21 protein-coding genes are annotated in these 22,179 nt (G+C 61.6%); 4 read left to right on the top strand and 17 right to left on the bottom strand.

Annotation, left to right across the window (positions count from 1 at the left end; translation table 11 throughout):
- Positions 1–42: 42 nt before the first annotated feature.
- From ACKUTP_RS03380 to tmk, 3 genes are read right to left on the bottom strand one after another with little or no spacing between them, the layout of a single operon-like run.
- Positions 43–1,728 carry a stage 0 sporulation family protein gene (locus tag ACKUTP_RS03380; RefSeq protein WP_409063549.1) on the bottom strand — a complete coding sequence of 562 codons (1,686 nt, stop codon included), beginning with the start codon at positions 1,726–1,728 and terminating at the stop codon, positions 43–45.
- Positions 1,719–2,846, bottom strand: a complete 1,128-nt coding sequence (locus ACKUTP_RS03375; protein ID WP_195240967.1) for an ATP-binding protein — start codon at positions 2,844–2,846, stop codon at positions 1,719–1,721. Before ACKUTP_RS03375 ends, ACKUTP_RS03380 begins: the two co-directional genes overlap by 10 nt.
- A gap of 1 nt (position 2,847) precedes the next feature.
- Positions 2,848–3,531: a dTMP kinase gene (gene tmk, locus ACKUTP_RS03370; protein WP_409063548.1), complete on the bottom strand. Its 684-nt coding sequence runs from the start codon at positions 3,529–3,531 to the stop codon at positions 2,848–2,850.
- Between the two features lie 247 nt (positions 3,532–3,778).
- Between tmk and ACKUTP_RS03365 the strand changes: the two genes are divergently transcribed.
- Positions 3,779–4,765 (top strand): zinc-ribbon domain-containing protein, encoded by a 987-nt coding sequence (locus ACKUTP_RS03365; protein WP_195520975.1) that lies wholly within the window; start codon positions 3,779–3,781, stop codon positions 4,763–4,765.
- A gap of 122 nt (positions 4,766–4,887) precedes the next feature.
- Here the strand turns inward: ACKUTP_RS03365 and ACKUTP_RS03360 are convergent, their stop codons facing one another.
- From ACKUTP_RS03360 to ACKUTP_RS03330, 7 genes are all read right to left on the bottom strand, one after another.
- On the bottom strand, positions 4,888–7,464 hold the full coding sequence (locus ACKUTP_RS03360) for a DNA topoisomerase I (protein WP_409063547.1): 2,577 nt from the start codon (positions 7,462–7,464) through the stop codon (positions 4,888–4,890).
- Positions 7,465–7,518: 54 nt separating this feature from the next.
- Positions 7,519–8,202 carry a hydrogenase nickel incorporation protein HypB gene (hypB, locus tag ACKUTP_RS03355; protein ID WP_055310413.1) on the bottom strand — a complete coding sequence of 228 codons (684 nt, stop codon included), beginning with the start codon at positions 8,200–8,202 and terminating at the stop codon, positions 7,519–7,521.
- Between the two features lie 55 nt (positions 8,203–8,257).
- On the bottom strand, positions 8,258–8,614 hold the full coding sequence (hypA, locus tag ACKUTP_RS03350; protein WP_117565013.1) for a hydrogenase maturation nickel metallochaperone HypA: 357 nt from the start codon (positions 8,612–8,614) through the stop codon (positions 8,258–8,260).
- Between the two features lie 6 nt (positions 8,615–8,620).
- The gene (gene tatC, locus ACKUTP_RS03345; protein WP_022093860.1) at positions 8,621–9,412 is read right to left on the bottom strand and encodes a twin-arginine translocase subunit TatC; all 792 of its coding nucleotides are present in this window, start codon (positions 9,410–9,412) and stop codon (positions 8,621–8,623) included.
- Positions 9,412–10,014 (bottom strand): twin-arginine translocase TatA/TatE family subunit, encoded by a 603-nt coding sequence (locus ACKUTP_RS03340; protein WP_409063546.1) that lies wholly within the window; start codon positions 10,012–10,014, stop codon positions 9,412–9,414. The genes tatC and ACKUTP_RS03340 overlap by 1 nt, the downstream gene beginning before the upstream one ends.
- 153 nt (positions 10,015–10,167) lie before the next feature.
- Positions 10,168–10,482 carry an STAS domain-containing protein gene (locus ACKUTP_RS03335; RefSeq protein ID WP_320677937.1) on the bottom strand — a complete coding sequence of 105 codons (315 nt, stop codon included), beginning with the start codon at positions 10,480–10,482 and terminating at the stop codon, positions 10,168–10,170.
- Positions 10,483–10,533: 51 nt separating this feature from the next.
- A complete protein-coding gene (locus ACKUTP_RS03330) occupies positions 10,534–11,838 on the bottom strand; it encodes an aminotransferase class I/II-fold pyridoxal phosphate-dependent enzyme (RefSeq protein WP_226802899.1) in 1,305 nt (434 codons plus the stop codon).
- A 149-nt stretch (positions 11,839–11,987) separates the two neighbouring features.
- Between ACKUTP_RS03330 and ACKUTP_RS03325 the strand changes: the two genes are divergently transcribed.
- Positions 11,988–12,242 (top strand): hypothetical protein, encoded by a 255-nt coding sequence (locus tag ACKUTP_RS03325; RefSeq protein ID WP_055285533.1) that lies wholly within the window; start codon positions 11,988–11,990, stop codon positions 12,240–12,242.
- A gap of 332 nt (positions 12,243–12,574) precedes the next feature.
- Here the strand turns inward: ACKUTP_RS03325 and nhaA are convergent, their stop codons facing one another.
- The 7 genes from nhaA to ACKUTP_RS03290 form a co-directional block, all read right to left on the bottom strand.
- Positions 12,575–13,933 carry a Na+/H+ antiporter NhaA gene (nhaA, locus tag ACKUTP_RS03320; RefSeq protein ID WP_409063545.1) on the bottom strand — a complete coding sequence of 453 codons (1,359 nt, stop codon included), beginning with the start codon at positions 13,931–13,933 and terminating at the stop codon, positions 12,575–12,577.
- Positions 13,934–14,200: 267 nt separating this feature from the next.
- Positions 14,201–15,124 (bottom strand): manganese-dependent inorganic pyrophosphatase, encoded by a 924-nt coding sequence (locus ACKUTP_RS03315; protein WP_006235927.1) that lies wholly within the window; start codon positions 15,122–15,124, stop codon positions 14,201–14,203.
- A 147-nt stretch (positions 15,125–15,271) separates the two neighbouring features.
- Positions 15,272–16,225: an ROK family protein gene (locus ACKUTP_RS03310; RefSeq protein ID WP_233540726.1), complete on the bottom strand. Its 954-nt coding sequence runs from the start codon at positions 16,223–16,225 to the stop codon at positions 15,272–15,274.
- Positions 16,226–16,466: 241 nt separating this feature from the next.
- Entirely contained in the window at positions 16,467–16,799 is a 333-nt protein-coding gene (locus ACKUTP_RS03305) for a PTS lactose/cellobiose transporter subunit IIA (RefSeq protein ID WP_197736861.1), read from the bottom strand.
- Positions 16,800–16,808: 9 nt separating this feature from the next.
- Entirely contained in the window at positions 16,809–17,111 is a 303-nt protein-coding gene (locus tag ACKUTP_RS03300; RefSeq protein ID WP_035137700.1) for a PTS sugar transporter subunit IIB, read from the bottom strand.
- Between the two features lie 161 nt (positions 17,112–17,272).
- A complete protein-coding gene (locus ACKUTP_RS03295; RefSeq protein WP_138340244.1) occupies positions 17,273–18,616 on the bottom strand; it encodes a PTS sugar transporter subunit IIC in 1,344 nt (447 codons plus the stop codon).
- Between the two features lie 120 nt (positions 18,617–18,736).
- Positions 18,737–20,137 (bottom strand): glycoside hydrolase family 1 protein, encoded by a 1,401-nt coding sequence (locus ACKUTP_RS03290; RefSeq protein WP_117746098.1) that lies wholly within the window; start codon positions 20,135–20,137, stop codon positions 18,737–18,739.
- A 304-nt stretch (positions 20,138–20,441) separates the two neighbouring features.
- On the opposite strand from ACKUTP_RS03290, the gene ACKUTP_RS03285 reads away from it, so the two are divergent.
- The gene (locus ACKUTP_RS03285) at positions 20,442–21,161 is read left to right on the top strand and encodes a GntR family transcriptional regulator (RefSeq protein WP_195240705.1); all 720 of its coding nucleotides are present in this window, start codon (positions 20,442–20,444) and stop codon (positions 21,159–21,161) included.
- Between the two features lie 74 nt (positions 21,162–21,235).
- Positions 21,236–22,168: a type I phosphomannose isomerase catalytic subunit gene (locus ACKUTP_RS03280; protein ID WP_371732510.1), complete on the top strand. Its 933-nt coding sequence runs from the start codon at positions 21,236–21,238 to the stop codon at positions 22,166–22,168.
- Positions 22,169–22,179: the final 11 nt, after the last annotated feature.

Below are 22,179 nucleotides of genomic sequence, written 5' to 3'. Positions count from 1 at the left end.
CGATGCGCTCGGGGCAAGGCGGGCTAAATCCGCTCGCGGGCGTTATTCGCCGGCAGGCGGTTGTGGTGCGGACGAAGACGGGGTCGAGCCCTCGCCACCATCCTGGCGCGGCTTGCGGGAACGGCGACGGCGACGGCGCTTTTGACCCTGGTCGGCCGAGCCCTCGCCACCGCGCGGCTCGCGTTCGTCGCGAGCGGCGCCATGCGAAGCCTTGGCAGCCGCTCCCCCGCCATCTCCGGGACGACGGCGCGTGACCTTGACCTCGCCATCCGAGACCTGATCGGCCACGGAGGGCACTGAAGGCTTCTGCTGCGCGCCCGAGGAATGGCGACGGCGCGGACGCGGCGCGCGCTCCTCCTCGCCACGTGACTTGCCGCCCTTGTCGACAGGCGCATCGGAGGCCGAGGCGCCCTTGGAAGTGGCACCGACCTCGCGAGCAGCTGCGGCGCGGAAGGCGTCCTCGCGCTCCTCGCTCGACAGATGACGGCGGCGGCGACGTGTGGGGTTCATGCCGCCGCCGCGATTCTGCTGCTGGGGCTGCTGAACCTCGCGCTCGCGAGAGGCGTTCTTGCCCGCGGCTGCAACCTCGGTAGCATCGCCCGAGCCCGCGCGCTTGCGACGGCGACGGCCATCGGCCGCCCCCTCGGCCTCGGGTGTCTCGGCCTTACCGCGGCCCTTTCCGCGGCCACGGCCCTCGCCCTGACCGGCGCGGGCATCGGATTCAGCATCGCGACGACGGCGCTTGGGCATCGACGTGCCGGCCAGACGGTCGGCACTCGACAGGCCATCGCCCACATCGACGCCGTTTTCGCGATCGAGCTCCATGAGCGCCAGACGCATCTCGGGCGACTCAATGCGCTCGAGCACGTCGCGCGTCACGCAGTCGGGGCGGCAGTTGCAGCCCTGCTCGGCGGCCTTCTTTTTGCAGCCCTCCGAGCACGTCATATCGGCCAGGTTGACCTTAAAGACTTTGCCGTTCTCCAGGCGCAGCACCAGCTGCTCACGCGGCGTGTCATACTCCTGGATACGCGCCTTGCCAAGCGGCGTATCGATGAGCGTCTTCTTTTTGGGCGCACGGCTCTTAAAGTCCTTGTAGGCCTCGAACTCGTAGCGCAGACAGCACATCAGGCGGCCGCACACGCCGCTGATCTTGGACGAGTTGAGCGGCAGGTCCTGCTCTTTTGCCATGCGGATCGAGACGGGCTCAAACTGTCCGCCAAAGCGCGTGCAGCAGAGCTCCTGTCCGCACTGGGCATAGCCGCCCACCAGGCGGGTCTCGTCGCGCACACCGATCTGGCGCATGTCGACGCGAATGTGCAGCGTCGAGGACAGATCCTTGACGAGCTGGCGAAAATCGACGCGCTCCTCGGCCGCAAAGTAGAACACGGCCTTCTCGCCGCCAAACAGGTACTCGACGCCCACCGGCTTCATCTCGAGGTCGAGCTCCTTGACCAGGCGGCGGAAGTCGACCATGGCCTCGTCGCCCTGGATGGCCAGGTCGTCGGCAAGCTGCAGGTCGATGTCGCTCGCCACGCGCAGCACGGGCTTGAGCGGCTGACCGATCTCGTCTTGCGGTACCTCGAAGGGATCGGCCGTGACCAGGCCGATCTCGGTTCCGCGCTCGGTGGAGCAAATGGCATAATCGGCCTCGAGGATATCCAGATCCTGCGGATCGAACCACAGGTCGCGCGAGGCGTAGGTAAACTTAACGGGTACGACTAACGGCATTTCAGTGCCTTCCTGATATCGAACAGCATGACCTCGATGGCCAGCTGGGGAGTAACGTTTCTGGCGATGTTGCGCTCGGCGGTCGCGACTGCCTCGAGCGCCCGCGTGGCACCCGCAACATTCGTCGCGGCGGCAAGCCGACCGATCGTGTCGCGCACGTCTTCGTTCACCACGTCGGCCGCCTCGTCCTGAAGCGTCAGCAGCACGTCGCGCATGAGCGTCCGCGCGCTCGCCAGCGCTTCCATGATACCCGAACGCTCGCGCGCGTTGAGTTCGCGCTTGTTGCGGTCCTCAAGCTGCTTCAATGCTCCACGCGACAGGTAGTCGGCGTTTTGCTCGAGCACCTTTTCCTGCGTGGACTTGACCTCGGCGAGCGGCGCCTTAACGGCGACGATGAGTGACTTGGCGCGGCTGAGCACGTCGGCCTCGTCGGCGGCGATAAGCGAATCGATGGCGCGAACCATCTGACGGCGGGCGTCCTGGCGCTCGGCGCTCTTGAGGAACTCGATGCCACGCGTGGGGCTTCCCGCTACGGCGACGGCCATGCGGCAACGCGCAGGGTCCTGACCGGTGGCGCGGCTCACGGCCTGCGCGGCGACGGCGGGCGATACCAGCCGAAACGGCACGCACTGGCAGCGGCTCACGATGGTGGGCAACATCACGTCTGCCGAGGTGCCCAGCAGGATGAACATAACGCCCTCGGGCGGCTCCTCGAGCGTTTTGAGCAGTGCGTTGGCGGTGTTGGCGCGCAGTTGCTCGGCACGGTCGATGATGTAGACCTTGGCCTTAGCGCGGATGGGCGCCAGAGGCACGTCATCGAGCAGCTCGCGGGTCTGGGCGATGAGGTAGCCCGTGGCGCTCTCGGGCGTGTAATAGTGCACGTCGGGGTGCGTATGGCGGGCGACGCGCACGCAGCTATCGCATGAGCCGCAGCCATCTTGCTCGCACAGGAAGGCTTGGGCGAGCGCCCACGCGGCGTCGAGCTTGCCGGCGCCGGGCGCACCCAAAAACAGGTAGGCGTGCGATGCGCGACCGCTGGCGACGGCATTGGTCAAAAAGTCGCGCACGCGCTCTTGGGTGTCGAGCTTGGCCAGTAGGCTTGCCTGAGCGGGGGCCATGCTACTCGGCCTCCTGGGCAAGCGCGGCGGTGACGGCGTCCTGGGAAATGTCGAGGCCGTAGGCGCGAACCTGCTCAACCGTCTGCGCGAAGACGTCTGCGATCGACGCAGTGGCGTCGATGAGCTTTACGCGGTCTGGCTCCTCGGCAGCAATTGCGCAAAATCCCTGGTAGACACGCTCCTGGAAGGCCATGCCCTTGGCCTCCATGCGGTCTGCCGCACCACGGGCGGCCATGCGCAGCGCCGCCTGCTCGGGCGTGATGTGATAGACGAGCGTGAGCGCCGGATGCGTACCGGCGACAGCCAGGTTGTTGGCATCGCGCACCATCTGACGGTCGAGGCCATCGGCAAACGCCTGATAGCAGGTCGTGGAATCGTAGAAACGGTCGCACAGGACCACCTTGCCGGCAGCGAGGGCAGGCGCGATGACTTCGTGCACCAGCTGGGCACGCGCGGCCTCGTAGAGCAGCAGCTCGCAGGTGTCGCCCATCGCCGTATTGGCGGGGTCGAGCAGCAGGGCGCGAATCTTTTCGCTGATGGCGGTGCCGCCCGGCTCGCGCAGAGTTACGACCTGATAGCCAGCGAGCTCGAGCGCACGGGCCAGCAGGCGCGCCTGCGTGGACTTGCCGGCGCCATCGACGCCCTCGAGCGTGATAAAGCTATGTTGAGCGGGCTCAAAAGCCATGGGCGCAGTCCCTTCCTACAAGGCGCGAAAATGCAAGTTATAGCAACCAAGCCATGATACCCCAGTGCTCGGCGCGTCCCAAATCCAACCTAGCCATCGAGGCATCCCCGAACTTGCGGTGAAATAGGGACTGATTGAAGCTCTGAGACCGCCAAACAGTCCCTATTTCACCGCAACTTATGATGGGGAATTTTGGACGCTGGGTATAATCGTCGTATTGCATTGAAATGTGGCGAAAGGAGTGGCAATGTCTCGGTATTGCGCCTCGTGCGGCAAGCTTCTTGCAGATAATGCCAAGTTCTGCACCTCGTGCGGTGCACCCGTTGAGCAAACAACCGCAAGCGATAGCCAGCCCGCTTTTGAGCAGACCGGTTCCCTCGATACGCCGCAAGCCAAGGCGGACGACCCCCTCGCCTATCGCCCCGACCCCGCCGCAGGCCCCGCAGCCGTCGAGACCACGCAGCGCATACCCGTCGCGAGCGGCTCGCCCCAACAGCAGCCGGCTCCCGCATACGCGCCCGCTTCGTCACAGACCCCCGCTCCCAAAAAGAGCGGCACCGGGCCGCTTATCGCCGTTATCGTTGTGCTGGTGGCGATCATCATCGCCCTGGTCGTTTTCTTTGTGATCAAGCCTTTCGACAACGCCGCCACGCAGACGACTGCCGAGGTAGCTAAGCTGCACCATGACGTCGACGACGATGACCTAAAGCCTCTCGGCGATCCCAACAGCCTGTACGACGATGATGACGATGACGACGACGAGGATGGCGGCGAAGCAACGCTCTCCGAGCAGAATCTCTACCGCCGACTGAGCGAATACTACGACTTGCTCGAAGACCTCGACAACTACGTCCGTGGCTGCGCGCAGAACTTCAACGGCAGCTATCTGGAAGAGGATCGAACCACCCGTCAAAATCTCGCCGACGTCGCCGAGCGCACGGAGGACACCATCGAGCAGTATTACGACATCGTCGAGGACCTAGACGTCCCGACGAGCTCCAAGAACTACAGCTCCTGGAAAGACATCGTTGCCCTGTACGACGACCTGGATCACCGCATTGACGCAATCTGTGATGCCTGGGAGATCAGCCTGAAATACGCCAAGCCTGCGGACCACAAGAATGAGATCGTGACGCCACTGTCGCGCGACAACGTGGCGGGCACCAATGACAATAAGTACCGTCTAGACTTTGAGGAGCGCTATCCCGGCGCCAAACCCGTCGAAGTGAACTAGTCGCATGCGACGTTCTCAAACGACTACTCATTAAAGAACGTCCCCAATGACTGCCTAGAAAACGAGCGAGGATCGCGGGGTCCTCGCTCGTTTTTGTTTTCGGCAATGTTTCGACTGCGCCGCTACTTGTCGGCGGCGGTCTTTTTGGTAGTCGACTTCTTGGCCGTCGTCTTTTTGGCGGTCGTCTTCTTGACCGCCGTCGTCTTCTTGGCCGTGCTCGCCTTAGTCGTGGTCTTGCGGCCGCGGGCGGGTTTCTTCTCCTTGGTCGGGCAGTCCATGTTCACGCAGATGCGCCACGGGCCGCGCGCCGTGTTGACCACCACGATGGGGGCGCCGCACTCGGGACAGGTCTCGCCCGTCGCCTCGAGCTTGCCACGCGCCGGCAGCGGATAGCTCACGCCGCAATCGTCATAGTTGGTGCAGCGGATAAAGCGCTTGCCGCTCTTCTCGCTCTTGTGTGCGATCAGGTCGCCATGGCGTCCGGCCTCGGCACACACCTTGCACTCGCCCACCTTAAGGTCGGGCTCGTAGTTGGTGGGGCACGTGGGGTTCACGCAAATCTCGAAGGCCTTCTGGCGGAACGGCTGGCACTTAATGCGCGGCGCGCCGCACTCGGGGCACACGGCCGCCTCGCCCTCGAGCGGGCTTACCTTGACGCCGCTCGGCACCGGATAGGTCACGTCGCAGTCGGGCCAGCCCATGCAGCCAATGAAGCTGCCACGGGTCTTGGCGCTCGTCTTCATAACCAGGTCCTTGCCGCACTTGGGGCAGGCGCCCACGCGCGCATCGGCCGTGACGGCGTCGCTGATGGCGTCGCCCAGCTCCTGCGTGTGCTTGAGCAGCTCGTCGAGCACACCAGCCAGCAGCGCGCGCGAGTGCGCCACGACATGCTCTTCGGTATCCTCGCCGCGCTCCACACGGGTCATGTCGCCATCGAGCTCGCTGGTCATATCGGGGCTCGTGATGCGCGGGGCAAACTGCGTCAGTGCATCGATGATGGCGATGCCCAGCTGACTCGGCTCCACGGGATCGTTTTTGAGGTAGCGCACGGCGTACAGGCGCTCGATGATGCTCGCGCGTGTGGACTTGGTGCCCAGGCCGCGCTTTTCCATCTCCTGCACGAGCTTGCCCTGGCTGTAGCGCGCGGGCGGCTCGGTCTGCTTGGCCTCGAGTTTAATGTCGAACACGTCGACCGTATCGCCCTGCTCCAGCGGCGGCATCTGCTCATCGCGCTTGAGTCCATACGGATACGCCTCGCGGAAACCCGGGGTCACGAGCACATCGCCCGAAGCCACGAACGGCTCACCGTTCACGTCGAGCTCGAGCTTGGTGTTCTCGATGCTCGCGGGCCCCATGAGCGTTGCCAGAAAGCGGCGGGCGATGAGGTCGTAGAGCTTACGCTGGCCGCCGTCGAGCGTGGACGGATCGCCCTCGCCCGTGGGGTAGATAGGCGGGTGGTCGGTGGTCTCGACCTTGCCACGCGTGGGCTTCATGGGACCGGCGAGTACCTTTTTGCACACGGGTGCCAGCGCCGGGTTAATCTTTGCCAGGTCGCTCACCACGGCGCCCAGATCGAGCGTCGCGGGGTACACGGTATTGTCGACACGCGGGTAGCTGATGAGGCCCGCCATGTAGAGGGACTCGGCGATGCGCATGGTACGCGCAGGCGAGATACCCTCGGCTGCGGCGGCAGCCTGCAGCGAGGTGGTCGCAAACGGCGTGGGCGGCTGCTGCTTGCGCGAGCGCTTGGTCACCGCGGCAACGGTCGCCGTCGTAGCGCCGTCAACGTGGCCGTACGCTGTCTCGGCAGCATCCTTGTCGGTAAAGCGTGCCGTCTTGTGCGCAATCTTAAAGCGGTCGTCCTCGGCAGCACTCTGCGCGGCGCCCATGCCACGGATCTGCCAATAGTCCTCGGGCACAAACGCCATGCGCTCGCGCTCGCGCTCGACCACCAGGGCAAGCGTCGGCGTCTGCACGCGGCCGGCGGAACGCACGTTGCCAAAACCGCCAAACTTGGCGAGCGTCAGGTAGCGCGTGAGCACCGCGCCCCAGATGAGGTCGATGTGCTGACGGCTCTCGCCGGCGTCGGCCAGGTTCTGGTCGAGCGAGACAAGGTTATCGAAGGCCTGCGTGATCTCGGCCTTGGTAAACGAAGAATACTGGGCGCGGGCGACCGGCAGGTCGGGCGCAACCTCGCGCACCTTGTTGAGAGCGTCCGAGCCGATCAGCTCGCCCTCGCGGTCGAAGTCCGTGGCGATAATGACGCTGTCGGACTTTTTAGCGAGGTTCTTGAGCGAACGAATGAGCTCCTTCTCGGCCGGCAGCTTAATAACGGGTGCCCAGGTGAGGTAAGGCAGGCTCTCGAGCTTCCAGCCCTTGATGGAAATGCCATCGGCAAGAAACGGCTTGCGCTTGGTGTCGTACGGCGGGCGGGCCAGGCCATCGGGCATATCGGCCGGCAGCATCTCGCCGTCTTCGGTCACCGAATACCAACCCAGCTTTTTATCGAAAAGCACGCTGTCGCAAAAATCGGGCGCAAGGATGTGACCGGCAAGGCCGATCGTCACGCACTCCTCGCCCTTCCACTCAAAACGATAGATGGCGGTATTGTACACCTTGTCCTTTTTGGGCTTACCCGTGGACAGCCGCTCGGCGATCTGACGCGCGGCGTCGTTTTTCTCGGCGATGATGAGCTTCAAAAGAGGCTCCTATCTCGTATCTCTGCGGCTACGCCCGCCCGTATGGCGGCCGACTTACGCCCTTGCTTGCTCAATCTGCCCGATGAGCCAATCGCACCAGGCATCCATGCCCTCGCCCTTGCGCGCGCTCACGGCAAACCGCGGCGCCTGCGGATTGAGGTCATCGAGTGTCTTAGTATACCTATCCATGTCAAAATCGAAAGCCGGAGCCACGTCGACCTTGTTGAGCAGCTGCGCGCCGGCGTGTTGGAAGATGCCCGGGTACTTGATGGGCTTGTCGTCGCCCTCGGGCACCGAGAGGATCATGATGGACAGGTTCTCGCCCAGGTCAAAGTCGACTGGGCAGACCAAGTTACCCACGTTTTCGATAAAGATGACATCGATGTTTTGAAGACCCACAGCTTGGTCGAAGGCGTCGACGGCCTCCATGATCATGTTGCCCTCGAGGTGGCACAGGCCACCCGTGTTGATCTGGATGGCGGGCATGCCGGCTTCCTTCATGGTGATGGCGTCGACATCCGAGGCAATATCGCCCTCGATGACGGCACAGCGCAGGCCAGCCTTGTCGCGCAGGCGCTCGTTGGTGCCCAGGATCGTGGTGGTCTTGCCCGAACCGGGGCTCGACAGCACATTGATCACATAGGTGTTTGTCTCTTTAAATCGCTGTCGCAGCTGATCTGCCAGGCGCTCGTTGCGCGACAGAATCGGCGACGCGATATCAATCGTTTTCTCAGCCATACTTAGCGCTCCTTACTTTGGCCCCTTTATACCCCATCACCAGATGGCTAGCGGGCTAATCGTCGGGGGTTTCGATTTCGATACTTGCGATGTCGAGCTCGCGGCCGTGCAGCAGGCGCACGTTGGCGCCGCCACATTGGGGACAGCGGCAATGGAAGCGATCGTGCTCAAAGACCTCCCCGCAGTCCAGACACTCGCTTTGTGGATGGACTTCCTCCACGGCAAGCTCGCAGCCTCGCGTGAGCGGGTCCTCATCGCGAAATGTCTCCCACGCAAAGTCGAGCGCCTCGCGCACAACTTCGGTCATATCCCCGATACGCAGCGTTACCAAAACGGCGCGCGAGGCCCCCGCCCCACGCGCCGCGCGAATCACTGTATCGAGTATGCCGTTGACAATGCCAACCTCGTGCATACCGATTTACTCCTCGTCGTCCTCATCGTCCGAGAACAGGTCCAGACGGCTCACAAACAAGCCCTCCTTGCCCTCGCGCGCGGTAATGACCACGCGGGCAATGGCGAGCGAAATCTCGTAGAGCGAGAGCAGGGCACCATACATGAGCCCCAGCGTAACGGGCGAGCCGTCGGGCGTAATCACAGCCGAGCCCACAAGCAGGCCCACGTACACGTAGCGCCAGGCGCCGCGGAAGGCCGCGTAGGACACGATGTGGAAGACGGACAGGTAGAAGATGATGAGCGGCAGCTCAAACGCCACACCAAAGCCGATCATAAAGAGCAGCTCCATGTTGACGTAGTTCTCCAGGTCGGGCAGCGCGGTTGCGACGGCAGAGGTCTCGCCGATGAGCCACTCAAAGCCTGCCGGGATAATGATGAAGTAGCAAAAGATTGCGCCCAGGAAGAACAGCACCGTCGAGGCGAGCACCGTAGGCACAACCCACTTGCGCTCGTTGGGACGCAGTGCCGGCAGGAAAAATGCCAGAATCTGCCAGATGATCATGGGCGTGCACATGACCACGGCCATCTTGATGGCCAGCGAGAAGCGCAGGCCAAAGCCGCCGAGCGTGGTGGTGATGTAGAACTTACCGTCCGGCACAAAGGAGCGGATGGGGTCTTCCAGGATGTCGAGCACCACGGGCGTGGCGAAATACAGCACGATGGCGGCGGCAAACACCGACACGACCACGATGGTCAGGCGGCGACGGAGCTCTCCCAGGTGATCGAAGAGCGGCATGCGCGCAGGTCCGATAGGCATTACTCATCGCCTCCCTTCGAGGCGTCGGCGGTGGCAGCCTCGGCAACGGCCTCGTCCTCGGCCTCGAGCTCGCGAGCGAGCTGGTCGACGACGGCCTTGCGCTTGCGGGGACGACGGGCGTAGAGGTCAGCCGTCGTGGGCTCTGCCGGCTCGGGCTCGGGCTCCGGCTCTGCAGCAGGCTCGGGCTCGACGACAGGCTCGACGGCAGCGGCAGGCTCGGCACCCTCGGCCTCGGACTCCTCAGCAGCACCCTCGCCCTCGGCGGCAGCCTCGCTCGCGGCTTTCACGGCAGCAAGACGAGCGCGACGCTCGGCAAAGGTCTCCTTCTTTGCGGGCGCTGCCGTCTCGGCGGCATCCTCGTCCGCATCGGAATCGTCGTCGGTCGCAGCAGCCTTCTTGGGCTTGACCGGGGCCGAAGCGGCCTCACTCACCGGATCGATAATCTCGGACTGAACAACGGCCGTCATCTTTTCCTGCGTCTCGCGGAACTGACGGATGGCACGGCCGATCGTGCGGCCCATCTGTGGGAGCTTATCCGGGCCAAACAGCAAAAAGCCGAAGACCACGATGATCGCGAGCTCACCCTCTCCAATACCAAACACACATACCTCCAAGGCTCGATGTGAGTCGAGCCCGCACCGCGCCATTCGGCCGGAACTCGTCTATTCATTCGGTCAAGTATAGCGCCCGGACGCCAAAACGTCCGAGCGCATCACAAACATATGCCAAACGGCACGCCCTTTTGAGGGCAAAGGTTATGCAGCGGTAATCGAAATCTCCTGGTCGACACCCAACAGCTGAACCACACGCATCACCGGGGGCTGCACATTGGTGCAGCTAAAGCGCTTGTCGTGGTCGGCCGCGTGGTGCGCGGCGCCCACGAGCACGCCAATGCCCGTCGAATCGATGTAGCTCACCTGGGCAAAATCGAGCTCAACGGCCTCAGTGGGCTGCTCGAGCGCCAGGTCGATGGCATTGCGCAGGCTATCGGCGTTAGAGATATCGATCTCGCCGGTTACCTTAATGGTGTAGAGCTCTGGCGTGGGGTTGGTGGAAATACCCAAATCCATGTATACGCTCCTTTACGTATCGAAAGTGCGGATAGTACGGGAAGCCGCGCGCTAGGCGCGCTCGGCACGCGCAAGCTCGGCAGCGACGAGCTTGACGGCCAGCACCAGCACATCGAGCGCAGCCTCTAGGTCCTCGACCGTGGGATAGCTCGGCGCGATGCGGATGTTGGTGTCGCGCGGATCCTTGCCATAGGGCCAGGTGGCACCGGCCGGCGTGAGCTTAACGCCCAGGTCTGCGCAAAGCGCGGCGACCTTTTGAGCCGAGCCCTCGGGACCATCGAAGCTTACAAAGTAGCCGCCGCGGGGGTGCGTCCAGGTGGCGCAGCCCGTGTCGCCCAAGCCCTCGGTGAGCTTGCGCTCGACAGCCTCAAAGCGCGGGCGCAGGAACTCGGCATGCTTTTTCATGTGCTCCTTGACCGCCTCGATGGTGGGAAGGAAGCGCACGTGACGCAGCTGGTTGAGCTTGTCGGCACTGATGAGGCCGGCCTTCAGGCGCTTGGAGAACTCCGCGATAACCGCGGGGCTCGCACCGATAAAGCCGATACCGGCACCCGGGAAGGTGATCTTGGACGTCGAGGCGAATGCCACCACGCGGTCCTCGGTGCCCGCCGCGCGGGCAAGATCAAAGATGTTGGCGAGCTCGTCGGTCTCGTCGTACAGGTCGTGCACGCAGTAGGCGTTGTCCCAGAAGATGCGGAAATCGGGCGCGGCCGTGTGCATCTCGACCAGGCGGCGCACGGTGTCCTCGCTAAAGGTGATACCCGTGGGGTTGGAATACTTGGGCACGCACCAGATGCCCTTGATGGAATCGTCGGCGGCAACGAGGCGCTCGATCTCGTCCATATCGGGGCCGTTGTCGGTCATCGCGACGGGAACGTTCTCGATACCCAAGTCGGCGGTAATGCCAAAGTGGCGATCGTAGCCGGGAACCGGGCACAGGAACTTGACCTTCTTGCCGTCGTGCGCTGCCTCGTAAGCCTCCCAAGGATCGCTACCACACGAGCCGCAACGCCAGAACATACCGGCGATATCGTGCTCGATCAGCAAGCTCGACGAACCCAGCACGAGCGTCTGCTCGGCGGGGCAACCCAGGAACTCCCCCGCCAGCTTGCGTGCCGAGGGAATGCCCTCAAAGCAGCCGTAGTTGGAGCAGTCGACATTGCCGTCGTGCAGATCGGCATCGGCATTGAGGATATCGAGCATGGGTCGAGAGATGTCCACCTGGGAGGGCGACGGCTTGCCGCGAGCCATGTCGAGCGCCAGGCCCTTGGCCTTGACCTCGGCGACCTCGGCCTTGAGCGCCTCGATGGCGGCATCGAGTTCGGTGGTTTCCATCTTCTGGTAGATCGTCTGCATGGGTGCGACCTTTCACGAAGCGGTACGTTGCAATTCTTCTAAGTATAGACCGCCACCGTCGCAACGTTATGAAGCCGTGATAGATTAAGTCCATCGCAATGAATTACGAATCGCCGCGCATGCCGGCGTGAAGCGCCCAAGGAGGCACTATGGAGTACGGATCGTTCCAGGCCGAGGAATTCGGCGACCTGCAGCGCCTGGTCGACGGACTATTTTACGACCGTCACGCCATCGACCGCCTGGATCTGATCGTACAGGCCGAAATCTTGGACCTGGCGCCCGATCTCATGGAAATCGTCAACCTGCTACCGCCCGGCTATTACGACCGCCAGTCACTTTGCGACCAGCTCAACTCCGCCTTGGCCGCCCACGGCTGGGGCGCCATCTACGGCACCGTGGAATAAACCTAGTCATTGGGGCCTGTGGTCAAAAAATAGCAAATATGAGTACTGTTACTTTTTTAGTAACAGCGATTTTGAATTAAAAAGGCCAGTCTTGGCCTTTTGTGTCCGGTTTTGGAAGGATGCATCGGCATTTTTCGTCCAGCCACGCAATCGTTAATGCACAGACAGAATAGATTTGTACATTATTTTTCGCGCCTAAAATGAAACGCCGTTTGTGACAGTACTCACAAACGGCGTTTTTTGGCCACTGGGGTGTCCGGCAGGTGGCAAGTACCACTCAAAACCGCGTTTTACACGCGCTCGAGCAGGCTCTGGCGTCTGTTTCTACGCGCCTACTCGTTCTTGGGCGCGGGGTGCTTGCAGATCACACTCATGTAGATCATGCCAAGTACGGCCGCGGTGACAGAGCCGGCGAGAATAGCGGCCTTGGCGGCCAGAACCTCAAACTGGGCCGTCGGGAAGGCGAGGCCGCTGATGAGAATCGACATGGTAAAGCCGATGCCGCCCAGAATGCCCACGCCGGCAATCATGTGCCAGTTGACATTGCGCGGCAGCTCGCAGGCCCTAAGCTTAACCAGGGCAAACGTCATGCCAAAGATACCGATCGGCTTACCCAGCAGCATGCCAAAGTACACGCCGAGCGTCACCGGGTCGGTGAGCAGCGTGCTCATGTCCACGCCCACTAGGCGAACCTGTGCGTTGACGAACGCAAAGATCGGCAGGATCACAAAGTTGACCGGCGTGGAGATCAGACGCTCCATGCGAATGAGCGGCGGGGTCACGCGGTGCATGACGCGCTCGACCTTGGTAGTCGAGACGGTAAAGTCATGCTGGCCCAGGATGTGTGCCTCGTCATCGTAGCGGTCATCGAGCAGCGGCAGGCACTCGCCCAACCAATCGGTGAGGCTATCGAGCTTGACGCCGCACTTGGCCGGGATGGTAAAGGCCAAGATGACGCCGGCGAGCGTAGCATGCACGCCGCTCTTGAACATGCAGAACCACAGCAGCAGGCCCAGCACCGAGTACGGGGCAAGGCGGTAATGCTGCGTCTTGTTGAGCCACACGAGCGCGCAGGTCACAAGCGCGGCGGCGCCCAACCAAAACGGATTGGGGCTCTGACCGTAGAAGATGGCGATGGCGGCGATGGAAATGAGGTCGTCGGCGATGGCAAGCGTCGAGAAGAACACACGCACGCCGTTGGGCACGCGATTACCCAAAAGCGACAGCACGCCCAGCGCAAAGGCAATATCGGTTGCCATGGGAATGGCCCAGCCGTTGTGCGCGCCGGCATGGTTAAAGATCAGATAGATGCAGGCGGGAACGACGACGCCGCCCACGGCCGCCAGCATGGGAAGCATAGCCTGGCGCGGGTTTTTGAGCTCGCCGACCGTCATCTCGTACTTAAGCTCAATGCCCACCAGCAAAAAGAAAATCGCCATGAGAAAGTCGTTAACGAAAAGCTCAACGGTGAGACCGGCCGTAAGGTTGCCCAGACCCACATACAGCGGGGTCTCCAAAAAGTGATGGATGGCCTCGTAGGCATCGGTATTGGCGCAAAAGACGGCGGCGATGGCGGCGAAGACCATGACGGCGGCGGAAATCGTGCCGTTCTCGGCGATGCGCTCCCAGATGTCGTGACGTTCAAAGCGCTTGCGCTCACGAACGTTGAACAGCTGCTCAGTTGCTGCCATGGGCGGCTCCTTTCACGGGAAAGTTCCCGTCTTAAAAAAGCACGGCCCGCCCAAGTGGCGGCGCCGCGCTCTAACGTATTACGCTTGCATCTAGCCTACCCTGCACGACAAGCACGCAGGCGTGGCCGAAAAGCGGAACCACAGGTTGAACATTATTTGCTCAACGGCACGGGCACGCCTGTCCAAGAGACGACGCGGCGCCGTGTACAAAAAACGACCGGAGTGCGGGGTGTCCGCGATCCGGTCGTGGCGTTTGGTCAACTAAACCTAGCAGGCGGCCATGATGGGGGCAGCGACCTGCTTCTTACGGGAGAGGACGCCCGGCATCCAGACGCCGTCGTGCTCGTCGGCAATGCCCAGGCCCTTCTGAGCAGCCTCGGTCTCGCCCTCGAGCAGGACCTGCGAGCCCTCCTCCATGATGTCGGTGATGCACAGGACAATGCCGTCAGCACCCTTCTCGGCGGCGTAGGCGCGCATGGCCTCGCGGATCTCGTCGATCATACCGAGCGCACGGCTCTTGTCGACGGTCTCGTACTGGCCGATGAGCAGCTTCTTGCCGGCGGGCTCGAACATCTTGATGTCGTTGCCGACCATCTCGGCTGCGGTGAAGGAGCCGGACGGACGGGTGAGGAAGACCTCCATGCCGAACTTGACCGGGTCGACGCCCACCTGCTCGCCGAGCTTGGCGGCGACGGCGCGGTCGACATCGGTGGTGGTGGGGCTCTTGAGCATGAGCGTATCGGTCATCATGGCCGAGAGCAGCAGCTTGGCCTGGACGTCGGAAAGCTCAACGCCGAGCACGCCGGCGAGCTTGGTGACGATGGTGCAGCTGGAGCCCCAGGGCAGGCAGATGTAGTGCAGCGGGCCGGCGGTCTCGAAGTCGCCAATGCGGTGATGATCGACAACGCCAAAGACCGTGGCATCCTTAAGGCCGGCGACGGACTGGGCAGACTCGTTGTGGTCGGTGAGGACGACGAGCTGACCGGCCTCGACGGACTCGATCACGCGGGGCTCGGCGATGCCGGCGTCGGCGAGCAGCTTGGCGGACTCGGCCGGAAGCTGGCCCAGAGCGCAGGCCTCGTAGGTGTTGCCGGCATACTCAACCTGATTGAGCAGCTGGGACAGGACGACGGCGCTCATGATGGCGTCGTTATCGGGGTTCTGGTGACCAAAGACAAGAACGTTTGCCATGGATATCCTCCACTTGATATGTGTACTTGGACGTAGCTATGGTAGCACGCTGGCGCCGAGCCTTATGAGACGCAAGGGCCGCGGCGCAATTTGGGGCGAGCCTGGGGGCGAAGTCTGCCACCTTGTACCACCGCCCTCCTGCACCGACTATTTACCGGCGGCGCGCAGGGCTACGTAGGCGGCACCGATGATGCCGGCGTCGTTTCCGAGCGAAGCGACCTTAATGGGCGTCTCGCGCGAGGCAGAGAGCGCGTACTGCTTAAAGTGCTCGCGAACCTTGTCGAGATAAACATCGGCCGAGGCAGACGCGCCGCCACCGATCAGGAACATCTCGGGGTCGACCACGTTGGCGATAAGCGCCAGGGCGCGGCCAAGGTAGTCGGCCATGGTGTCGGCTGCGGCCAGCGCAAGCTTGTCGCCCTCGCGGCAGGCCTGGAACACGTCCTTGGAATCGGAGGGGCCGGTGAGCTCAATGGGCTCGACACCCGCCTTCTTGCACTCGGCAAGGTAGTTGCTCACCACGCCGGTGGCGCTGGAATACTGCTCCAGATGGCCATGGCCGCCACAGCCGCAGGTGCGCTCCTCGGCCGGGTTCAGGCACATGTGGCCAATCTCGCCGCCGGCGCCCACAACGCCCGATACCACGTCGCCGTTAACGATAACGCCGCCGCCCACGCCGGTACCGATGGTGACCATCACCACGTTCTGCACGCCCTTGGCAGAACCGAGCCAGGCCTCGCCCATGGCAGCGGCGTTGGCATCGTTCTCATACTTAACGACCGCATCGGGGCAGTGCTTCTGAATGGCGACCCTCAGCTCGGGCAGGTTAATGGCAATGTTGGCCTTGACCTTGGCATCGCCCGACGCCGGGATGGGACACGGAACGGCCAGGCCAATGCCCGCCACAAAGGCACGCGGAATCTGTGCCTTGGCGACCACCTGGTCGATAGCCTCGGTCACCGCGGCAAAGCCCGCAGCGTCAACGATAGGAGGCGTGGGCACGCTGGCCTTGGCAAGCAGGTTGCCGTCCTCGTCGAACAGGCCCTCCTTAACCGAAGTGCCGCCGACGTCGATGCCGATGTAGTACTGCTTAGGTTCCATGGGAGCCCACCTTTCTCGTTTAAACATTGCCTGTATGGTACCGCTCTCAAGGCAAAAACCTACCAAAAAGGGACAGGTTTGTTTTGGCAGGTTTTATCTGGGGTAACGCAATTGGCTGCCCAACAGGCCGCGCAAGACCATCCCCAAAAATAAAGGCGCCGGGAGGCGGAGGCTCCCGGCGCCCGTCAAAGGGACTATGTTGTCTGTTGGACCGCACGGTCCGTCGCGGCGATAACGCCGACTAGGCCTGAAGTGCCTGCAGCTGCTTGTGAACCTCGATGAGCTCCGTCGCCATGACGCGCATGGTCTCGGTGCCGGCCATCTGGTCCTCGGCATGCAGCAAAATCAACGGGGCCTCGCCGTTACGCTCGCCGTTGGCCTCCTTCTTCAGAAGCCCCATGTGAACATCGTGGCCACCGTTATAGGCCTCGTCGCCCTGCTTGATAAGCTCCTCGGCGGCGTCAAAATCGCCCTCCTTGGCCTTTTGCACGGCATTGATGTACATGCTCTTGGCGGTACCGACGTAGCTGATGATCTCAAAGCAGGTCATCTGCAGTTCGTTCATATCCTCCATGCAGAGCACCTAGCCCATCACGCTGACGCAGTGGTCGATGATGCCGGCAGCGTTCATGCGGCCGTAGTCGACCATGTTGATAACCTCAACCGGGAAGCGGCCGGCGGCCTCCTTCTCAAAATCGCCCTTGGTGTAGCCGATCTGCGGACCAAGCAGCAACATGTCGCACTCGTCCAGGTGATCGTGGGCCTCGTTCATGGGACGAGCCTCGACCTCAATATCCAGACCACGGTTTGCAACCTCGGCCTGCATCTTCTGGACCAGCAGGCTCGTGGACATACCGGCATTGCAGCAGAGCATGATCTTCTTCATGGTTTCCTCCTTATAACTGCGCGGCGCGCAGACGACAACTGGTTTTATTCCTTGCGGCTATTGTGCCCACCCCCCTGCATCTTTACACAAGGGAGAGAGCTGCGGGCACCGGCACCGCGTACCGGCGCCCGCAAAGGTGAAAGGGACGAACGTTAGGCGTTCTACTCGGCGAAAGCCTCCTGCTTGGCGATTGCCTTCTCGGAAATCTTCATAAAGGGCAGGTAGACGGCCATGCCAATGACAATCTCGATAGCCTGCCACACGCCGGCGCGCCAGTCAAAGCCCGTAGCGAGCAGGGCATTGATGACGGGAGGCATGGTCCAGGGCACCTGGGCGATGCAGGGGCTGATGATGCCTGCGCAGGTAAGGCCATAGGTGATGCCGATGAACAGATCGGGAAGAAGAACGAACGGGATCATGAGCGGCAGGTTGTACACGATGGGGTAACCGTAGATAACCGGCTCGTTGATGTTGAACAGACCAGGCAGGATAGCCATCTTGGAAACGGTCTCGGAAGCCTTGTTCTTGGAGAACAGGAGCGTGTCGAGCAGGAGCATGAGGGTGCAGCCCGAGCCGCCGATGAGGGCGAAGCTGTTAACGATCTGCATGTTCATGTAGTGATCGGGCTGGATGGTGCCACCGGCGGCAAAGGTAGCCATGTTGTCGACGATGAGCATGGTCAGGATCGGCTCGACGGTAGCGCCAGAGATGGTGGACTGGTGAATACCGACGCAGAACAGCAGGTTAGCAAGGGTGTAGATGAGGATAACAGCCCACGGACCGGCGTTCATGATGCTCTTGAGCGGGTTGGAGATGCACGTGGAGATGATGGTGCACAGATCGGTGCCGGCGCACACGGCGAGCAGGGCTGCGGCAAGAGCGAAGACCGCGAGGTTAAGCAGCATCGGAATCATGACGTTGAAGGAGTTGGAGACCGCGGGAGGCACGCCCTCGCCCAGCTTAACCTTGAGCTTCTCGACGCCAGAAATCTTGATGAAGAGCGAGACGGAAAGCAGGGCGATGATAATAGCCGAGAACAGACCGTTGGTGCCGGTGTTGGCAGTCGAAAGGGCGCCCGTGACCTCGGCGGAGGTGATCTTGTCGGTGAGCAGTGGGCTCGTGGCGGCAAGCGAGGCGGTGATCTGCTGCGGCATCATGATGACGAAGGCAGAGATGGCGACGACCACGCAAGCGAGCGGGTTATCGAAACGCTTGTTCTTGGCGAGGCTGTAGCCAATCAATCCGGCCAAGATAATGGCAGAGACGTTGAGGGTGCCCAGCGTAATTGCCGAGCCCCACGTCTGAAGGTTGGCAAGGCCCGCCGCATCGAGCGGGAACAGAGGGAACACGACGTTGTTAATAAGAACCGCGATACCCGCAAGGATATAGAGCGGCGTGATGGTCGCGAAGGCGTCACGCAGGGAACGCAGGTGAACCTGGTTTCCCACCTTCGCAGAGACCTCGGCAAACTTGTCGAGGAAGCTCTTTCCGTTGTCACTGGCCATGATTGCTCCTAACTTTCAAATCCGGCCTTTTCCTATGCGCACGGTGGTCTGTCGCCCTCTGCCACCAGATGTGCCATGTGTTGCGCGCGGCGGCGCGCGGTCTGGGCGTTCGCCCGGTCGCTAATCAACCACGTGGGTCGTGGCGACCTGTTTGAGCCAGGCCGCCGACTTCTTAAGGCGGCGCTTGTAGCCGTCCATGAGATCGACCTCGACAAAGCCGTAACGATTCTTAAAGGCATTGGCCCAAGACCAGTTATCGATGACGGCCCAGTAGTGATAGCCCCGGCACTTGGCGCCCTCGTCGATGGCCTTGGCCACCCACTCCAGGTGCTGACGTACAAAGTCGACGCGGTAGTCATCCTGGATGGTTCCTTCGGCGTCACGGTTCTTGTATTCGTCCATGATGCCGATGCCGTTCTCGGAAACGAACCACTCAAGATCGGGGTAGTTCTTAGCGCAGTCCATGCCAAAGTCGTAGAGGCCCTGCGGGTAGATCTCCCAGCCGCGGCTCTCGTTCATAACGGCGTCGGGCCATACGTACTCGTCGGCAAAGTGCGGCAGGCCGTACTGGTCGACCTTGCTCGCCGGCGCCTGAACACGCGTGGGGTGGTAGTAGTTGCAGCCGAGCCAGTCGACAACACCCTGCTTAAGGATCTCTTGGTCGCCGGCGCGGAACGGGAGCTTAACGCCGCCCTCGGCCAGGCTGTCGAGCACGTCGGCAGGAAGCTCGCCCTTGGTGATGAGGTCGAGCCACCAGCGGTTGTTGATGCCGCTGGTCATGCGCACGGCCTCGAGGTCCGCCTCGCTGGGGTTCTCCTTGGTGTAGACCGGGGTAAAGCAGTTGATCATGCCGATCTTGGCATCGGCGCGAATAGCGCCCTCGTCATAGGCGCGACGATAGTTGGCCACGGCCAGCGCGTGCGCCAGCGAGATGTGATACTGCACGGTGCGGGCGCGGTTGAAGTCGTGGAGCTGCGGGAACCACACGCCCTCCTGATAGCGCTGCTCGGGCTCGACGATGGGCTCGTTAAAGGTGAACCAGTACTTAATCTCCTGGCCAAACTCGTGGAAGGCGACGTCGGCGTAATGTGCGTAAGCCTCGACAACCTCACGGCTCTCCCAGCCGCCACGGTTAAAGAGGTAGGTGGGCATGTCAAAGTGGTACAAGTTGACAAACGGCTCCAAGCCGGCTTCGCGAGAGGCGCGGAACAACTCGTGATACCACGCGGCACCTTCCTCGTTGAGGTTGCCGTCGGCATCGAGCAGACGGCTCCACTGGATGGAAGTGCGATAGGTATCCAGACCCAAGTCCTTCAAAATGCGAAGGTCTTCCTGGTACTTGGCCATAAAGTCATTGCCGGCGTAAGAGCCAACGCGGTTGTAGAACGAACCCAGATCCTGGATGGACCAGGTGTCCCACAGGTTCTCGAGCTTGCCGCCCTGGTTCCACTGACCCTCAGTCTGCGGGCCGGACATAGCAGCGCCAAAGAAGAAGTCGTTGGGCAGCTGATACTGTGCCATCAAAGTCCTCGCTTTCGTGTTCTAGAGCTTCCGGTTGGAGACGGGTTTGCTTTGGCAGGTTATCCGGCGCGGGCGCGCACCGGCCATACCGATATCCAACCCGCCAAAACAAAACCGTCCCCAAACGGTCGATCCTGTTGTGCGGAAGGATTCCGTTCGTTGCTTAAACTATAGCGCTCTAATTTTAAAAGTAAAGCGTCTTTTTCTTTTTTCTTTCTCGAACTTCTTAGATAAAAGTAATATGGATGCCCTGTTGAGGGTTATACTTACTTTTTGTATTCATATATGTCGGAAAGGAGGTTCCATGATTCCCAAATACGAGGCGATAGCTGCAGATATTCGTCGAAGTATCGAGGATGGCGCTCTTAAACCGGGCGACAAGCTTCCCACCGTCGTTGAGTTCTGTGAGCTCTATAGCGTTTCCAAAATCACTGTCAAACGAGCTATCGAGCAAATCACCGAGGAAGGTCTAATTACCAGCCGTCGTGGATCGGGTACCTACGTTAAGGACACGGCGGGGCTTCCCGGCCAGGCGTTTTTCCAGGGCAAAAACGACCGTGCCCAGGGTTTTTCGTATGAGCACCGCGGGGAGAAGGTGACCTCGGTGGTCTATGATTTCTCGATTGTTAATCCACCAGCGGACATCGCAGCCCAGCTGGGAATTGCCGAGGATGACTTTGCCTATCACATCGTGCGCGTGCGTCAGGCCGATGAGAAGCCCATCGTTATCGAGTACACCTACATGCCGCTCGAGCTGATTCCGGGCCTTAAAAAGAAGGACCTGTACGGATCGGTCTACCATTTCATCCGCGAGCAATGCGGGCTGAAAATTTCGAGCTTCCACCGTACCATTCGCGCCGTGGCAGCAACCAAGGAAGAAGCTGAGCGCCTGGACACCAAACCTGGCTCTCCCCTGCTCGAGCTCAAGCAGATTGGCTTTTTGGACAGCGGCGCCGCCTTTGAGTATTCGGTCTCGCGCAACGTTGGCGACCGCTTTGAGTTGCACAACGTAACATTGGCATAGGTTTTTGTAGTCATACAGGCGCTCGTTTTGAACAGTTTTACGCGGCGCCCACGCAGCACAATGGGGGTATGAACATGTCCGATTTGATTAAACTGACGCCGATCTTCCACGAGAAAATCTGGGGCGGCCGTCAACTCGAAACCGTATTTGGCTACGACATTCCCGAGGGTCCCATCGGTGAGTGCTGGGCCATCTCGGCCCATCCCAACGGTGACTGCCAGATTGCGGAGGGCCCGTATGCCGGCCACACGCTTTCATGGCTGTGGGCCGAGCACCGCGAGCTCTTTGGCAATTGCGAGGGCAAGGAGTTCCCGCTGCTCATTAAGATTCTGGATGCCAAGGACGACCTTTCGATCCAGATTCATCCCAACGACGAGTACGCCGCCGAGCACGAGAACGGCAGCCTGGGCAAAACCGAGTGCTGGTATGTACTGGACTGCGAGCCCGGTGCCACGATCATCGTCGGCCAGCGCGCCAAGGACCGCGTCGAGGCCGCACAGATGATCGAGGAAGGCCGTTGGGACGACATGCTCAACGTGCTGCCGATCCACAAGGGCGACTTTTTCCAGATTGATTCCGGTACCGTGCACGCCATCAAGACCGGCACGCTCATTTTGGAGACGCAGCAGTCGAGCGACGTGACGTATCGCCTGTACGACTACGACCGCCCCGGCACCGACGGCAAGCTGCGCCCGCTGCACATTGAGCAGAGCCTGGATTGCATCAACTTTAACGCGCAGGCACCGACCGACGGTACCGTAACCACGCCCGAGGTAGATGGCGTAACCGAGCTCGAGTCCAACCCCTGCTACACCGTCGACCGCGTGCGCGTCGACGGCAGCAAGACCCTCGACCAGCGCTGGCCCTTCATGTGTCTGTCGGTCATCGACGGCGAAGGCACCGTCTGCGGCGACCCCGTCCACAAGGGAAGCCACCTGCTGGCCCCGAGCACCGTCAGCTCCATCGACCTCGAAGGCAAGATGGAACTGATCATCAGCCACCTCTAGGTCGCAACAAC

The sequence above is a fragment of the Collinsella sp. wc0529 genome (assembly GCF_046116875.1).
Taxonomy (GTDB): Bacteria; Actinomycetota; Coriobacteriia; order Coriobacteriales; family Coriobacteriaceae; genus Collinsella.
Note: the sequence above shows the minus strand (reverse complement) of the source record. Positions and strands in the feature narration are given on the sequence as shown.

Excerpts from the sequence above, each read along its gene's own strand:
- tmk (WP_409063548.1), bottom strand. The coding sequence starts at position 3,531 with ATGGCTTTTGAGCCCGCTCAACATAGCTTTATCACGCTCGAGGGCGTC.
- ACKUTP_RS03335 (WP_320677937.1), bottom strand. The coding sequence starts at position 10,482 with ATGGATTTGGGTATTTCCACCAACCCCACGCCAGAGCTCTACACCATT.
- hypA (WP_117565013.1), bottom strand. The coding sequence starts at position 8,614 with ATGCACGAGGTTGGCATTGTCAACGGCATACTCGATACAGTGATTCGC.
- ACKUTP_RS03280 (WP_371732510.1), top strand. The coding sequence starts at position 21,236 with ATGTCCGATTTGATTAAACTGACGCCGATCTTCCACGAGAAAATCTGG.
- ACKUTP_RS03380 (WP_409063549.1), bottom strand. The coding sequence starts at position 1,728 with ATGCCGTTAGTCGTACCCGTTAAGTTTACCTACGCCTCGCGCGACCTG.
- ACKUTP_RS03290 (WP_117746098.1), bottom strand. The coding sequence starts at position 20,137 with ATGGCACAGTATCAGCTGCCCAACGACTTCTTCTTTGGCGCTGCTATG.
- hypB (WP_055310413.1), bottom strand. The coding sequence starts at position 8,202 with ATGGCTGAGAAAACGATTGATATCGCGTCGCCGATTCTGTCGCGCAAC.
- ACKUTP_RS03330 (WP_226802899.1), bottom strand. The coding sequence starts at position 11,838 with ATGCAGACGATCTACCAGAAGATGGAAACCACCGAACTCGATGCCGCC.
- ACKUTP_RS03285 (WP_195240705.1), top strand. The coding sequence starts at position 20,442 with ATGATTCCCAAATACGAGGCGATAGCTGCAGATATTCGTCGAAGTATC.
- ACKUTP_RS03375 (WP_195240967.1), bottom strand. The coding sequence starts at position 2,846 with ATGGCCCCCGCTCAGGCAAGCCTACTGGCCAAGCTCGACACCCAAGAG.
- ACKUTP_RS03295 (WP_138340244.1), bottom strand. The coding sequence starts at position 18,616 with ATGGCCAGTGACAACGGAAAGAGCTTCCTCGACAAGTTTGCCGAGGTC.
- ACKUTP_RS03305 (WP_197736861.1), bottom strand. The coding sequence starts at position 16,799 with ATGGAGGATATGAACGAACTGCAGATGACCTGCTTTGAGATCATCAGC.
- ACKUTP_RS03325 (WP_055285533.1), top strand. The coding sequence starts at position 11,988 with ATGGAGTACGGATCGTTCCAGGCCGAGGAATTCGGCGACCTGCAGCGC.
- ACKUTP_RS03315 (WP_006235927.1), bottom strand. The coding sequence starts at position 15,124 with ATGGCAAACGTTCTTGTCTTTGGTCACCAGAACCCCGATAACGACGCC.
- tatC (WP_022093860.1), bottom strand. The coding sequence starts at position 9,412 with ATGCCTATCGGACCTGCGCGCATGCCGCTCTTCGATCACCTGGGAGAG.
- ACKUTP_RS03365 (WP_195520975.1), top strand. The coding sequence starts at position 3,779 with ATGTCTCGGTATTGCGCCTCGTGCGGCAAGCTTCTTGCAGATAATGCC.
- nhaA (WP_409063545.1), bottom strand. The coding sequence starts at position 13,933 with ATGGCAGCAACTGAGCAGCTGTTCAACGTTCGTGAGCGCAAGCGCTTT.
- ACKUTP_RS03310 (WP_233540726.1), bottom strand. The coding sequence starts at position 16,225 with ATGGAACCTAAGCAGTACTACATCGGCATCGACGTCGGCGGCACTTCG.
- ACKUTP_RS03300 (WP_035137700.1), bottom strand. The coding sequence starts at position 17,111 with ATGAAGAAGATCATGCTCTGCTGCAATGCCGGTATGTCCACGAGCCTG.